We start from the raw sequence: 13901 nt of genomic DNA on the forward strand, positions 1-13901 counted from the left end.
GCTTGCCATTCCGCTGCTCGACGAGAAGAGAACCTCCATGTCCGACACGCCGAAGATCATCTACACCCTCACCGACGAGGCGCCGTTCCTGGCCACTGCATCGCTGCTGCCGATCGTGCAGGCGTTCGCCGGTGCCGCGGGCATCTCGGTGGAGACACGCGACATCTCGCTGTCGGGGCGGATCCTGGCGCAGTTCCCGGACAGGCTCGCGGACGCACAGAAGGTGGCGGACGACCTGGCCGAACTCGGCGCGCTGGCCAACACGCCCGAGGCCAACATCATCAAGCTGCCCAACATCAGCGCCTCGGTGCCGCAGCTCAAGGCCGCGATCCGCGAACTGCGGGCGCAGGGCTATCCGCTGCCCGACTATCCCGACGAGCCCAGGGACGATGGCGAGCGCGACGTCCGCGCCCGCTACGGCAAGGCCCTGGGCAGCGCGGTGAACCCGGTGCTGCGCGAGGGCAATTCCGACCGCCGCGCGCCGCGTTCGGTGAAGGAGTTCGCGCGCAAGCATCCGCACCGCATGGGCAAGTGGAGCGCTGATTCGCGCTCGCACGTCGCGCACATGGACGATGGCGATTTCTACGGCAGCGAGCAGTCCGCGACGATGGCCGCGGCCGGCAGCCTGCGCATCGAGTTCGTCGGCAGCGACGGCGGCACGACCGCGTTGCGCGCTCCGCTGAAGGTGCAGGCTGGCGAAATCGTCGACGCCGCGAGCATGTCGCGCAAGTCACTGGCCGCCTTCATCGCCCGCGAGATCGAGGACGCGCGCACGCAGGGCGTGCTGTTCTCGCTGCACCTGAAGGCGACGATGATGAAGGTCTCCGACCCGATCATGTTCGGCGTCGCGGTGACCGAGTTCTACCGGCCGGTGCTGGAGAAGCACGCCGACGCGCTGGCGCGGGCCGGCTTCAATCCCGACAACGGCATCGGCGACCTGTACGCACGCCTGGACGCGCTGCCGGGCGACGCGCGTGATGCGATGCGCGCCGAGATCGACGCGCTGTACGCACGGCGGCCGTCGCTGGCGATGGTCAACTCCGACAAGGGCATCACCAACCTGCACGTGCCCAGCGACGTGATCGTCGACGCCTCGATGCCGGCGATGGTCCGCGACTCGGGCGGCATGTGGAACGCGCAAGGCAAGCTGCAGGACACCAAGGCGGTGATCCCCGACCGTTGCTACGCCGGCATCTACCAGGCGGTGATCGAGGACTGCAAGGCCAACGGCGCGTTCGACCCGGCGACGATGGGCAGCGTGCCCAACGTCGGCCTGATGGCGCAGAAGGCCGAGGAGTACGGCAGCCACGACAAGACCTTCCAGGCGCCGGGCGACGGCGCCATCCGCGTGATCGACGACGCCGGCAACACGGTGTTCGAGCATGCGGTCGAGGCTGGCGACATCTGGCGCATGTGCCAGACCCGGGACGCGGCGATCCGCGACTGGGTGAAGCTGGCCGTCGATCGCGCCGCGCTGAGCCACACGCCGGCGGTGTTCTGGCTCGACAGCGCGCGCGCGCACGACGCCCAGGTGATCGCCAAGGTCGAGCAGTCCCTCAAGCAACACACGCTCGACGCGCTCGACATCCGCATCCTGCCGCCGATGGAGGCGATGAAGCTCTCGCTCAAGCGCATCCGCCGCGGCGAGGACACCATCTCGGTCACCGGCAACGTGCTGCGCGACTACCTCACCGACCTGTTCCCGATCATGGAGCTGGGCACCAGCGCCAAGATGCTGTCGATCGTGCCGCTGATGGCCGGCGGTGGGCTGTTCGAGACCGGGGCCGGCGGCTCGGCGCCCAAGCACGTGCAGCAGTTCATGGAGGAGAACTACCTGCGCTGGGATTCGCTGGGCGAGTTCCTGGCGCTGGCCGCTTCGCTCGAGCACATCAGCCAGCGCTGGCTGAACTCGGCGGCGCCGGCGCTGGCCAAGGCGCTGGACGAGGCCAACGGCCGCATCCTCGACGAGAACCGTTCGCCGGCGCGCAAGGTGGGCCAGCTCGACAACCGCGGCAGCCACTACTACCTGGCCCTGTACTGGGCGCAGGCGCTGGCCGCGCAGGACGAACATGCCGGGCTGAAGCAGAAGTTCGCGCCGCTGGCCGCCGCGCTGGCGGACCAGCAGGAGCGGATCCTCGCCGAACTCGTCAGCGTGCAGGGCCGCCCCGTGGACATCGGCGGCTACTACCGTCCCGACACGCGGAAGGTGTCGGCGGCCATGCGTCCAAGCGACACCTTCAACAGCGCGCTGGCGGGTCTGTAGCGCGCGCCCAGCGGCCTGCTACACGTCGAAGCCCGGCCATCGCGCCGGGCTTCGCGTTTGTACCGGCCGCCGAGTGCAACGTGCTGCGGGGACCTCGCAACCGCACTGTCTACTGTCATCCCGAACGCAGTGAGGGATCTGCGTTTGCGGTGGACGCCGCGCGGTCGCATCCGAAGCAATGCCCTGCCACGGATGACGCGGATGACGCGGATCAAACGCGGATGTGTTGAAGGACGTCCCCACAGCACCGAGTCTTCGCCTGCTGCTGCCTGATCCGCGTCATCCGCGTAAATCCGTGGCCTGCACTGCTGCCCTGCGGCGCGTCAACGCACCGGGATCCACCCGGGACAGCCGTGCTAGCCTCGCGCGATCACCCGTCAGGAACACGCCCATGATCCGACACACGATCCTCCGCGCCGGCCTGCTGGCCCTGGCCCTGTCGACCGCGCTGCCCGTGCTGGCTGCCGAACCCGCGAGCGACGCTGCCGACGCGGCGCAGCCCGCTGCCGACGCCGCGCTCGCTGCCGCCATCGCCGGCGACTGGCGCAGCGAAGACAACCGCGTGCGCGATGCCCATCGGCATCCGGCCCAAACCCTGGCCTTCTTCGGCATCGCACCCGACCAGACCGTGGTCGAGATCACCCCGGGCGGCGGCTGGTACGCCGAGATCCTTTCCCCCTACCTGCGCGAAGGCGGCCGCTACGTGGCCGCGGTGGTCGATCCGCAGGCGCTGGCCGAAGGCCGCCGCGACTATGCGCAGCGCTCCAAGGACGGCATCGAGAAGACGTTCGCGGACGCATCGGCGCAGTTCGACCGCGCCACGGTCGTGGCCTATGACCCGGCCGCGCCGAAGTTCGGCGAGCCCGGCTCGGCCGACCTCGTCGTGACCTTCCGCAACGTGCACAACTGGCGCGGCAGCGGCCAGGCCGAGGGCATGTTCAAGGGCTTCTTCGACGTGCTCAAGCCCGGCGGCGTGCTGGGCGTGGTCGAGCACCGCGCCAAGGCCGACGTGGCGGCCGACGACCGCTCCGGCTACGTCGGCGAGGCGCAGGTGATCGCGATGGCCGAGGCCGCCGGGTTCACGCTCGACGCCAAGAGCGAGGTCAACGCCAACTCGAAGGACACCAGGGACCACCCCAACGGCGTGTGGACCCTGCCCCCGGGCAACAACCATGACGCCGCGGACGCGGAGAAGTATCGCGCGATCGGCGAGAGCGACCGGATGACGCTGCGCTTCGTGAAGCGCGCTCGCGAGTAGTCCGCAGCAGCGATCCGCCCGCACCGCGCGCGCGGGCGACATCCGTCTGCCCGCGCGCTTTGCTTCGGCACCCGCTCGCGCGCGCCAATCCAGACCCACTAAGCTATGCGCCGCTCATCGACCGGCCTGAGCGACTGCCGCGCCGCGGCAGCCGATCGACGCGCGCACCCACTCGACAGGAATCCCATGCGCAAGACCCTCCTCGCCCTGAGCCTCGCCGCCGCCGCAGTTCCCGCCATCGCCGCCCAGCCGCTGTCGGTCGGCACGACCGTGCAGGGCCAGCTGCTCGCCACCGACCGGCCCAGTGACCGCGGTGGCCGCAGCCACGACTACAGCCTGCGCCTGCAGCAGGGCCAGCTGGTCGCGGTGACGGTGAAGTCCGGGGATTTCGATCCGGTGGTGATCGTGTTCCGCCCCGACGGCGACCAGCTGGGCGAGAACGACGACCGCGACGACGGCAGCACCAACGCGCTGCTGGTGGTGACCGCGCCGGAGACCGGCAGCTACACCGTGCGCGTGAATTCACTGCCGATGGGCGAAGGCCACGTGGGTGGCTACAGCGTGCGCGCAAGCGTGATCAGCGACGACTAGGCCGGCGTGGCGCTGATCGCGCTCAACAAGCCATTCGGCGTGCTGTGCCAGTTCACCGACCGCAGCGTGCCGCCGCGGCGCACGCTTGCGGAATTCGGGCTGCCGCCCGGGGTGTATCCGGCCGGCCGGCTCGACCACGACAGCGAAGGCCTGCTGCTGCTGACCGACGATGGCGCGCTCGCGCACCGCATCACCGATCCGCGCCACAAGCAGCCCAAGACCTACCTGGTGCAGGTGGAAGGCGCGCCATCGCCGGAGCAGCTGCAGCGGCTGCGCGAGGGCGTCGACCTCAACGATGGCCCGACCCGCCCGGCGCAGGCGGCGCTGATTGAAGCGCCGACGCTGTGGCCGCGCGATCCGCCGGTGCGCTACCGGCGCAGCGTGCCTGACGCCTGGCTGCGGCTGGTGATCGGTGAAGGGCGCAACCGGCAGGTGCGGCGCATGACCGCCGCGGTCGGCCTGCCGACGCTGCGGCTGGTGCGGGTGGCGATTGGAAACCATGTTCTGGACGGCCTGGCGCCAGGCCAGTGGCGCGAGATCGACCCGTTCCAGAGCGCTCTTCACTAAACTGAACGGGCCGGGTTCCGGCCCTGCCCGCCCGTCTGATAACGTGACCGGCCGGCAGCCATTGCGGCATGCCGGCATTGAAAGGACTCGCGCGCGCAGATGCCGACAGCGAAGACCATGGCGGGGCGGGTAGTGGTCGTCGACGACCAGCCATCCAACCTTCGCGTCATCAGCGCGCTGCTGTCGCGCCAGGGCTATACGGTGCACACCGCCGAAAGCGGCGCCGACGCGCTGCAGCTGCTCGAGCGCCAGGGCGCCGACCTGTTGCTGCTGGACATGATGATGCCCGGCATGGACGGCTTCGAACTGCTGGAGGAGGTGCGCCAGAATCCGGACTGGTCCTCGGTCCCTGTGGTGTTCCTGACCGCCGCGCACGACCGCGAGCTGCTGCTGCGCGCCTTCGATTCGGGCGCGGTGGACTATGTCACCAAGCCGTTCATGCCCGAGGAACTGCTGGCCCGCGTGCAGGCCCACATCGGCCTCAAGCTCACCCGCGACCGGCTCGAGCGCGTGGCGCACGAGCGCCAGGAGCTGGTGAACCTGGTCGCGCATGACCTGAAAAACCCGCTGACCAGCATCTTCTTCGCCAGCGACCTGTTGATCACCGGGCAGACCCGCGAGGACCGCATCCCGCGCTACCTGCAGATGGTGCGCGACAGCGCCGAGGATGCGCTGGACTACATCCGCCGCTACCTGGAAACCCAGGCCTCGGCCCGTCCGCGCGCGGACGACGCGTCGGCGCGCGCCTGCCTGACCGAACTGGCGCAGTGGATCGAGCAGCGCTACGCGCTGCAGCTGGAGGAGCGCGGTTCACGACTGCGCATCGACGAGCTGCCGGAGCAGACATCGGTGGCGATCGATGCGCTGGTACTGCGCCAGGTCTGCGAGAACCTGATCAGCAACGCGATCAAGTACGCGCCGGGCAGCGACATCGACCTCGTGCTGCGGCCCAGCGCACCGGGCTACTGGCAGCTGCGCGTGGAGGACCGCGGCCCGGGTATTCCCGAGAGCCAGCATTCGTCGCTGTTCACGCCGTTTTTCCGGATCAGCACCGGCGACGCGGCGACCGATGCTGCGTCCACGGGGCTGGGGCTGTCGCTTGCGCGCCAGATCGTGGCGGCGTCGGGCGGTGAGTTGCGCTACGAAGACCGCGACGGCGGCGGCGCGTCGTTCGTGCTGGAGCTTCGGCAGGCGGTTTAGGGCAACGCTGAAAAACTGTCATTTCGAGCGTAGCGAGAAGTCTCTGCTCCTGATTTCCGAGATTCCTCACTGCGTTCGGAATGACAAACGGTACTTTTCAGCGTTGCCCCTTAGACGGCGGCGCGCACCTTGCCGATGCCCGCCGCGCGTCGTCACGACAGGTTGCTTACTCGCCCGATCCGGCGCTCTCGGTGCCTGCCTTGCGTTGCGTGCGCGGTGCCGACTTGCCCGGCGCGCGGCGCGACTCGACCCTGCGTGCCTGTCCATCGATCGTCTGCCCGGCGGCCTGCTTCTTGCGATAGCGGTGGACCGCATACCATGCGGCGCCCGCACCGACCACCGTGGCCACGAGCCACGCCGGATGGCGGCGGACGAAGTGCCCGGCCACGCGCGAGCCGGTCTTGGCCATGCCGAGCGCCGCACCGGTCTGCAGCAGGGTGCCGGCGCGGGTCGGCATCCCGTCACGGATGCTGTCGCCCACCTGGCCGACGAGGTCCATCACCCTGTCGGAAATCGAATCGAGTCTGGTCATAGGGGTGTCCTGGGTTGCGCTACGGGTGGAGTGTGCGACAGGAAACGTAGCTGCGGCGTGATTCGCGGCGCGCGTCAGCTGTCGCCAATCGCTCAACTGCCCCGCGGCTTCGCCCGATGCGTCGCCACCGCATTCCATGGATCCTCGGGCCGCGCAGCGCAGCGCCAACCGCCTCCGGCCTGTCGCACCGTCGCCACGGGCGATACCAGTGACTCGCCAATTCTCAGCTCCCCCGCGGCTTCGCCCGATGCGTGGCCACCGCATTCCATGGATCCTCGGGCCACGGATGCTTGGGATACCGCCCTTTCATTTCCCTGCGCACCTCCGGCCACGTCCGCTCCCAAAACCCGCGCAGGTCGCGGGTGACCTGCAGCGGCCTGCCGGCAGGCGAGAGCAGGTGCAGGGTCAGTGGCACCCGGCCATCGGCGATGGCGGGCGTCTGTCCCAGGCCGAACAGCTCCTGCAGCTTCACCGCCAGCACCGGCGGCTGCGGGCTGCCGTCGTGTTCGAGCGCGTAGTCGATGCGGCGCTCCATGCCCGAGGGCACGCGGATGCGCGACGGCGCGAGGCGCTCGACCTGCTGGCGCTGGTCCCAGTCCAGCCGCGCGCGCAGGCCTTCGCCCAGCGCTTCCTCCGACAGCGCATCGATGCGGGTGGCGCCCGCGAACAGCGGCCGCAGCCAGGCATCGCGGCTGGCCAACAGCACGCCGTCGGAAAGATCGGGCAGGCCCAGCCCGGGCATCCACGCGCGCAGCGACTGCACGCGTGCGCGCCACTGGCGCAGGCCGTCGCTCCAGGGCAGCGCGTCCAGCCCGAGGCTCGCCACCGCATCGGTCAGCGCCTGCGCGGCCCGCGCAGGATCGACGCGACCGGCGGGGCGGGCGTCCAGCACGATGCCATCGAAGCGGCGCACGCGTTCGGCGACCAGGGCGCGGCGCGCGGCGTCCCAGCGCACTTCGTCGCGTTCGATGAAGCGCTCGGGGAAGGTCTCGCGCAGCAGCGCCTCGTCCACCGGCGCGCCGCGCAGCAGCAGCGAATCGCGGTGTTCGAAGCGCAGCTCGCTGGCCACGATCCAGGCTTCGCCGCGCAGGCTGCTGTCCTCGGCCAGGCGCGCCATGCGTCCGTTGGCCAGCTGGCAGCGCAGCAGATCGCTGCCGTGGCGACGGCCGATGCGGTCGGGAAAGGCATGCGCGAGCAGGCCGCCGAGTGCGTGCGCTGGCGCATCCGGCGCAGGCCCCGGATCGCGGCCGAGGCGACGGCGCCACTGGCGCGCGGCCGCGTCGATCGTCGCCAGCGTGGCGCGATGGGCGTCGGGCCCGACGCGGTTGCGACGGAACGCCGCCAGCGCCAGCCAGCGCTCGCGCCAGCCGTCGCTGCGGCTGCGCAGGGGATCGCGCGCCTCGACCAGCGCGGCGAGGTCGCAGGCCAGCGCGCGCGCGCCGTCGTCGCGCGCCGCCAACAGCATCGCCGCCAGCCGCGGATGCGTGCCCAGCGCGAGCATGCGCCGGCCCTGCGCGCTGATCCTGCCGTCCGCATCCAGCGCGTCGAGCCGCTGCAGCAGCTCGCGCGCGGCGGCCATCGGCCCGGGCGGCGGCGGGTCGACGAAGCGCAGTGCGTCGCTGCCCCAGGCGGCCAGCTCCAGCGCCAGCGAGGCGAGTTCGACCTGCGCGATTTCGGGACGACGCTGTGGTTCGAGCCGCTGCGACTGCGGCCACAGCCGATAAGCCCAGCCCTCCGCCACGCGACCGGCGCGACCGGCGCGCTGGTCGGCCGAGGCCTGCGAAATCGCCACCGTCTCGAGTCGCGAAAATCCGCTGTTGGGGTCGTGCCGCGGCTCGCGCGCCAGGCCGCTGTCGATCACCACGCGCACGCCGGGCAGGGTGACGCTCGACTCGGCGACATTGGTCGCCAGCACCACCCGGCGGCGGCCGTCGCCCGCCGGCTGCAGCACGCGCGCCTGCTGGTCGACGGGAAGGTCGCCGTGCAGTTCGAGGACTTCGACGTCGGCTTGACGGCCCAGCGCCATCGCCAGGCGCGCGATCTCGCGCCGCCCGGGCAGGAACACCAGCACGTCGCCCGGATGCTGCGCCAGCGCGTGTTCGACCGCGCGCCGGGCCTGCGCTTCCAGCGCCTCGTCGCGGCGCGTGGCGAGGTGTTCGATGCGCACCGGAAAGCTGCGCCCCTCGCTCGACAGCCGCGGCGCATCCAGGAACGCCGCCAGCCGCTCGCCATCGAGGGTGGCCGACATCACCAGCAGCCGCAGGTCCTCGCGCAGCCCGGCCTGCACGTCGAGCGCCAGGGCCAGGCCGAGGTCACCGGCCAGGTGGCGCTCGTGGAATTCATCGAACAACAGCGCGCCGACGCCCTCCAGCGACGGATCGTCCTGGATCATGCGGGTGAGGATGCCTTCGGTGACCACCTCGATCCGGGTCCGCGCAGAGACGCGGCGCTCGAACCGGATGCGATAGCCGACCGTGTCGCCGACCTCTTCGCCCAACTGCCGGGCCATGAACATCGCCGCGCTGCGCGCCGCGACACGACGCGGCTCAAGCATCACGATCTTCGCGCCGCCCAGCCACGGCGCATCGCGCAGCGCCAGCGGCACCTGGGTGGTCTTGCCGGCACCCGGCGGCGCCTCCAGCACCAGCCGCGGATGCGCGTCGAGGCTGCGCAGCACGTCGGGCAGCAGCGGCGTGATCGGGAACGTCATCGCCCCATTGTAGGAGCGGCTTGTAGGAGCGGCTTCAGCCGCGATGCGTTGCCCGGGGGCCCGGCGCGAGGGGGAGAGCCTTCGCGGCTGAAGCCGCTCCTACAATGGGCGCATGGAACTGATCGATATCGGACTCAACCTCACCCACGACAGCTTCGACCACGACCGCGATGCGGTCTGGCAGCGCGCGCGCCAGGCGGGCGTGGGCCGCGCCATCCTCACCGGCGCCAGCCGCGAGCACTCGCCGGCTGCGCTCGAGCTGGCGCGCACCCGTCCCGGCGAATGGTTCGCCACCGTCGGGGTGCATCCGCACCACGCGGTCGAGTACACGCCCGAATGTGACGCGGAAATGCGCGCGCTGCATGCGCATCCGGAAGTCGTGGCAGTGGGCGAATGCGGGCTGGACTACTTCCGCGATTTCTCGCCGCGACCCGCGCAGCGCAAGGCGTTCGAGCGGCAGCTGCAGATCGGCGTCGACACCGGCAAGCCGCTGTTCCTGCACCAGCGCGATGCGCATGCGGATTTGCTGGCGATCATGAAGCAGTTCGACGGCCAGCTCGGCCCGGCGGTGGTGCACTGCTTCACCGGCACGCGCGAGGAGCTGTTCGACTGCCTCGACCAGGACTGGCACATCGGCATCACCGGCTGGCTGTGCGACGAGCGCCGCGGGCAGCACCTGCGCGAGATCGTGAAGAACATCCCGGCCAACCGGCTGATGGTCGAGTCCGACGCGCCCTACCTGCTGCCGCGCACGCTCAAGCCCATGCCGAAGGACCGGCGCAACGAGCCGGCCTTCCTGCCGCATATCGTCGAGGAACTCGCGCGCGATCGCGGCGAGGCCGTGGAGACCACCGCGGCGACCACCACCGCGACCGCCAGCGCGTTCTTCCGCCTGCCCGGCGCAGCGGCCGGCTGATCGGCGCAAAGCCGGGCGGACTGCGGCGCCGGGTGGCCGGCGCCGCGATCCCGCGGCGCGCTGTCAGAGGTCGATGCCCAAGCCGATGCCGCCCGAGCGCTCGCCGCCGCTGAAAGCGCCGCCCACCGGGAACGAGGCGCGCTGGCCGATGCGCTTGCCGTAGCCGATCGACAGCGCCTGCTCGCCGCCGTTGAAGCCGGCGCCCACGGCGATGCGCCAGCCCCGGGGCGTCAGCTGCCACCTCGGCTTGTCGTGTCGCCGGCCGGCGCGTCCGGGGCACGCGGCGGTCGCGGGCGACTGCGCCGGGATCACCCGGCCAGGCCCGCTCAGGACCTCATGGAAACGCCGGGCATGCCGCGGCCAGGTCGCTGGCATCCAGGCAGGGGCGGGCCGGTTGATCGGCCATGTGCGGCTGCAGCTGCGCACGCAGGCGCGCTTCGAGCGGAGCGTCGCCGGTCTCCTTGGCGACGTGGACCGACAGCAGCCAGGGCCGCAGCCAGCGCCTGGTCACCTCACCGGCTGGCAAGGTCTCGCGCAATCCCGCCAGGATGGGGGCTGCGGCGGCGGCATCGCCCTGCGCGATGTGGACCTCCGCACGCGCGAGCGCGAACAGCGGAACGGGCTCGCTGTCCGCCGGAGCATGCTGGTCCTGGCACGAGGCAAGCTTGGCGGCAGCGTCCGCAGGCGCGCCGGCACCGAGTTGGAGCAGCGCGTCCAGGGCACAGTTGTTCATCCACTCCGCCGAGCGCTGCAGTTCCAGCACCGTCAGCATCCGGCGATCCTCGGCGAGGTCGTCGCTGGCCGCATCGGCCTTGCCCAGTGCCGCCAGCGCGAACGCGCGGCCGAAGCGGCAGGAGCGGGCGTGCAGGTCGTTCCGCTGGAGCTGCTCGTCGACCCCGATCGCGTGCGAGTAATGTTCGAGCGACTCCTGCATCCGTCCGCTCTGGGCAAGCAGCGCGCCCAGGTTGCAGCTCGCCACCGCCGTGAACATGTGCGGTTGTGCGTAGATCCGCCCGGTGATCGCCACCGCTTCGCGCGCCATTTCCTCGGCCCGCGGGAGCGATCGCGCATCCCGACGCAGGGTCGGGACGGTATCGGCCAGGGTATAGGCGTACCAGCCGTTGTCGGCGCCATACAGCACGCGGCCAACCTGTACGCGCTGCTCGTGCAGGGCGATCCGCTCCTCCAGCGGCCCGTTGCTGCGCGCCAGCACCGAGGTCAGCGCGTTCAGGGCGTCCATGTGCACCTGGGTGCCTTCGATGCCCATTTGCGGGATTTCGAGCAGCACCGCGCGCAGGCGCTGCTCGGCCTCTGCCATCTGGCCGTACCTGGACCAGGCACTGGCGAGTGCGACAGCGGCGCTGACGCGCTCCTCGGGCGGCGCGTCCCACTTCGCCTGCCATTCCACGGCGGCGAGATGGTGCTCGAGCGAACGACGCGTGCCGCGCATCTTGTAGAGCACGCCCAGGCTCCAGTGCACCCGCGACAGCTCCGGCGGCGACGGCTCCGGCAGGCCCTCGAGGATCTCCAGCGCCTGCAGTAGGTCCGCTTCGGCGCCGTCCAGATCGTTGAGCGCATTGCGCGCGCTGCCGGTGATGGCCAGCACGTCGGCCGCAGCCAACGGGCTGGTCGCACGGAGTTCCTCGCGGGCGCGCTTGGAGCCGGTTTCGAGTATGTCCAGCGCGTTGGGGATCTCGCCCTCCGAAGGATCACTCGAGGCCAGTACGTCGGCCAGGAAATCGCGGACGATCGACGCGCGCGCGGCCTGCTCGCGGGCGTGGTGCTGCTGCATGGCGATCTGCCCGGCAGCGGCGGCGCCAAGCACCAGGAATGCGAGCAGCGCAGCGGCGGCGGCGCGCCGCCGGGCGATGAGCCGCCCCAGGCGGTAGCCCAGGCTCGGCGCCCGGGCGCGGACGGGACGTCGCTGCCGCCAGCGCTGCAGGTCCTCAGCCATCGCCTCGATGCTGGGGTAGCGGTCCTCGGGGCGTTCGGCCAGGGCCTTCATCACGATGGTGTCGAGGTCGCCGCGCAGCCGCCGTTCCCACGACCCGCGGGTGGCCGTGCCGCGCCGTCGCTGCGGCCGCCTGACGCGCGATGGCGGCGGCGGGCGCTCGGTGCCGCGCTCGCCTCCGCCGTGCGGCGGCTGCCCGGCAAGCAGGCAGTAGGCGAGTGCGCCAAGACCGTAGACGTCCATTGCGGTTCCGGGCGCACCGCCGGTGAACTGCTCCGGTGCGGCGTACTGCGGCGTCAGCGCGCGCAGGGCGGTGGCGGTGCGCTCGGGCTCCAGCTCGTCGGCGAGGCGGGCGATGCCGAAATCCAGCAGTCGCGCGTGTCCATCCTCGTCGACCAGCACGTTGGACGGCTTGATGTCGCGGTGGATGACCAGGTTGCGGTGGGCGTACGCCAGCGCGCCGGCGACCTGCAGCAGCAGGCCGATGCGCGTGTCCACGTCCGCGGCGTGCTCGCGGCACCACGTGTCGATGCGCTTGCCATCGACCAGCGCCATGGCCAGCCACGGGGTTCCATCCGCGGCCACGCCGCCCTCGTAGAGCGGCACGATGCCGGGATGGCGCAGGCGCGCCAGCAGCTGTTGCTCGCGCAGGAACCGGTCATGGCCACCCGCGGCCAGCGCGCCCAGGGTCAACACCTTGACCGCGGCCAGCTGTCCGACGGGCGCCTCCTCCGACTCTGCGCGATACACCGCGGCCATGCCGCCGCGGCCGATCTCCTCGCGCAGTCGCCAGCGGCCCAGCCGCCTGCCGACGGCGCCGTCGCCGGTTGGATCCAGGCCGTCAAGGTCGGGCCGGGCACCGAGCGGGCCACTGCCGCTGGCATGCGCGGCCAGCAGCCGCTCGACCATGGCGCGCAACTCCGCGTCGGGCGTCGCCGCCGCCAGCGCCGCCGCACGCTGTTCGGGCGGCAGGTCGAGCAACTGATCGAGGATGCGGTCGGCCTCGCGCCATGCCGCCATGTGGTTTGCGTCCATGAGCTCAGGTGGCCATCGGGGCGGTGCCCGCGCGTAGACAAAGGCACAGTGCGCGCTGTCGATGAGCGGCGGGATCGCCCTGCAGGTCGAGGTATGCGCAGCAGGCCTGCGGGTCGAACACGCCGTCGACCAGAAGGTGAGCAGCCTCGTCCTCAACCGGGGTGCCGTCCAGGTTCATCTCCTGCCGCGCGCGCCGGATCACACGGCGGCTGCACCGCATCGGCGCCATTGCCCTCATCGCCGCTGGTAGCGCTGCACGATGGGATGGGCGCTGCCCGGAATCGGCATCCGGGTTTCAAGCGTGTCGCCCGAACAGGCGTACTCGTGGACGGTCGTCTGCGCCGTCGACCTGGGCAGCGCAAAGCCCGTGGAGCGTCCGTCGCCGGCGCGCATCTCGACCCTGCCCTCGGTGTCCGATGCCGTGGGGACCAGCGTGAGTCTGCCGTCGGCACTGGTCCAGCGGCCCTGCGCGGAGAACGTTCCGTCGCTGCGTGCGCTGCGCCCCTGTTGGCCGGCTTCCGCGCGCAGCTGGGCGCCCAGGCTGTAGCTGCCGTCGCCGCCCAGGTGCAGGGTTGCCACCTGCTCCGTGACGGCCATCTTCATCCCCGGCACCTGGCGCTGCATCCACTCGGCCGCACCGTTGCCCACCGGGCTCCAGTCGCCGGCCAGGCAGGCATCGCCCGCCGCCGCGTGGGGCGCGGCCACGGTCGCAGCCAAGACCAGCAGCAGGCGGGGGATCCTCGTCTCGCTCTTCATCGCGTCCTCCAGTCAGGTCCGGCCGGATTGCCGGCAACCTGCGGGGCATCCGCAAACTACGCCCTGCGGCTGCCAGGTGCACCGGCGCGGAGCCGCGGTTGCCACGCCACTTGCCGATCCCA

General features: G+C 71.3%; 12 protein-coding genes. 6 read left to right on the forward strand and 6 right to left on the reverse strand.

The genetic code is table 11. The features are described 5' to 3' along the window. Positions 1 to 37: 37 nt before the first annotated feature. The 5 genes from ACW5DW_RS12200 to ACW5DW_RS12220 all read left to right on the forward strand — a co-directional run bounded on the left by ACW5DW_RS12200 (position 38) and on the right by ACW5DW_RS12220 (position 5879). Positions 38 to 2263 carry an NADP-dependent isocitrate dehydrogenase gene (locus tag ACW5DW_RS12200; protein ID WP_457019188.1) on the forward strand — a complete coding sequence of 742 codons (2226 nt, stop codon included), beginning with the start codon at positions 38 to 40 and terminating at the stop codon, positions 2261 to 2263. Positions 2264 to 2654: 391 nt separating this feature from the next. Then, positions 2655 to 3521, forward strand: a complete 867-nt coding sequence (locus ACW5DW_RS12205) for a class I SAM-dependent methyltransferase (RefSeq protein WP_457019190.1) — start codon at positions 2655 to 2657, stop codon at positions 3519 to 3521. 186 nt (positions 3522 to 3707) lie between these two features. Next, complete coding sequence (locus ACW5DW_RS12210) at positions 3708 to 4112, forward strand: PPC domain-containing protein (protein ID WP_457019192.1); 405 nt, start codon at positions 3708 to 3710, stop codon at positions 4110 to 4112. A 12-nt stretch (positions 4113 to 4124) separates the two neighbouring features. Next, complete coding sequence (locus ACW5DW_RS12215) at positions 4125 to 4679, forward strand: pseudouridine synthase (RefSeq protein WP_457019271.1); 555 nt, start codon at positions 4125 to 4127, stop codon at positions 4677 to 4679. Between the two features lie 99 nt (positions 4680 to 4778). Next, positions 4779 to 5879, forward strand: a complete 1101-nt coding sequence (locus ACW5DW_RS12220; RefSeq protein WP_457019194.1) for a hybrid sensor histidine kinase/response regulator — start codon at positions 4779 to 4781, stop codon at positions 5877 to 5879. A gap of 166 nt (positions 5880 to 6045) precedes the next feature. Here ACW5DW_RS12220 and ACW5DW_RS12225 read toward each other — a convergent pair whose 3' ends face one another. Next, on the reverse strand, positions 6046 to 6411 hold the full coding sequence (locus ACW5DW_RS12225) for a hypothetical protein (protein WP_457019196.1): 366 nt from the start codon (positions 6409 to 6411) through the stop codon (positions 6046 to 6048). A gap of 223 nt (positions 6412 to 6634) precedes the next feature. Continuing rightward, entirely contained in the window at positions 6635 to 9121 is a 2487-nt protein-coding gene (hrpB, locus tag ACW5DW_RS12230; protein WP_457019197.1) for an ATP-dependent helicase HrpB, read from the reverse strand. A 112-nt stretch (positions 9122 to 9233) separates the two neighbouring features. Here hrpB and ACW5DW_RS12235 point away from each other — a divergent pair, with 112 nt between their 5' ends. Continuing rightward, the gene (locus ACW5DW_RS12235) at positions 9234 to 10037 is read left to right on the forward strand and encodes a TatD family hydrolase (RefSeq protein ID WP_457019198.1); all 804 of its coding nucleotides are present in this window, start codon (positions 9234 to 9236) and stop codon (positions 10035 to 10037) included. 63 nt (positions 10038 to 10100) lie between these two features. Here the strand turns inward: ACW5DW_RS12235 and ACW5DW_RS12240 are convergent, their stop codons facing one another. The 4 genes from ACW5DW_RS12240 to ACW5DW_RS12255 all read right to left on the reverse strand — a co-directional run bounded on the left by ACW5DW_RS12240 (position 10101) and on the right by ACW5DW_RS12255 (position 13779). Continuing rightward, positions 10101 to 10244, reverse strand: coding sequence for a YadA-like family protein (locus ACW5DW_RS12240; RefSeq protein ID WP_457019199.1), 144 nt, complete (start codon positions 10242 to 10244; stop codon positions 10101 to 10103). A gap of 127 nt (positions 10245 to 10371) precedes the next feature. Then, positions 10372 to 13023, reverse strand: coding sequence for a protein kinase domain-containing protein (locus tag ACW5DW_RS12245; protein WP_457019201.1), 2652 nt, complete (start codon positions 13021 to 13023; stop codon positions 10372 to 10374). 4 nt (positions 13024 to 13027) lie between these two features. Continuing rightward, positions 13028 to 13252 carry a hypothetical protein gene (locus ACW5DW_RS12250; RefSeq protein ID WP_457019202.1) on the reverse strand — a complete coding sequence of 75 codons (225 nt, stop codon included), beginning with the start codon at positions 13250 to 13252 and terminating at the stop codon, positions 13028 to 13030. 5 nt (positions 13253 to 13257) lie between these two features. Beyond that, on the reverse strand, positions 13258 to 13779 hold the full coding sequence (locus ACW5DW_RS12255; protein WP_457019203.1) for a hypothetical protein: 522 nt from the start codon (positions 13777 to 13779) through the stop codon (positions 13258 to 13260). Positions 13780 to 13901 lie beyond the last annotated feature (122 nt).

It is taken from the genome of Luteimonas sp. A482, from assembly GCF_054072655.1.

Coding starts and splice junctions, on each gene's coding strand:
- ACW5DW_RS12200 (WP_457019188.1), top strand. CDS start 38: ATGTCCGACACGCCGAAGATCATCTACACCCTCACCGACGAGGCGCCG.
- ACW5DW_RS12205 (WP_457019190.1), top strand. CDS start 2,655: ATGATCCGACACACGATCCTCCGCGCCGGCCTGCTGGCCCTGGCCCTG.
- ACW5DW_RS12210 (WP_457019192.1), top strand. CDS start 3,708: ATGCGCAAGACCCTCCTCGCCCTGAGCCTCGCCGCCGCCGCAGTTCCC.
- ACW5DW_RS12220 (WP_457019194.1), top strand. CDS start 4,779: ATGCCGACAGCGAAGACCATGGCGGGGCGGGTAGTGGTCGTCGACGAC.
- ACW5DW_RS12225 (WP_457019196.1), bottom strand. CDS start 6,411: ATGACCAGACTCGATTCGATTTCCGACAGGGTGATGGACCTCGTCGGC.
- hrpB (WP_457019197.1), bottom strand. CDS start 9,121: ATGACGTTCCCGATCACGCCGCTGCTGCCCGACGTGCTGCGCAGCCTC.
- ACW5DW_RS12235 (WP_457019198.1), top strand. CDS start 9,234: ATGGAACTGATCGATATCGGACTCAACCTCACCCACGACAGCTTCGAC.
- ACW5DW_RS12245 (WP_457019201.1), bottom strand. CDS start 13,023: ATGGACGCAAACCACATGGCGGCATGGCGCGAGGCCGACCGCATCCTC.
- ACW5DW_RS12250 (WP_457019202.1), bottom strand. CDS start 13,252: ATGGCGCCGATGCGGTGCAGCCGCCGTGTGATCCGGCGCGCGCGGCAG.
- ACW5DW_RS12255 (WP_457019203.1), bottom strand. CDS start 13,779: ATGAAGAGCGAGACGAGGATCCCCCGCCTGCTGCTGGTCTTGGCTGCG.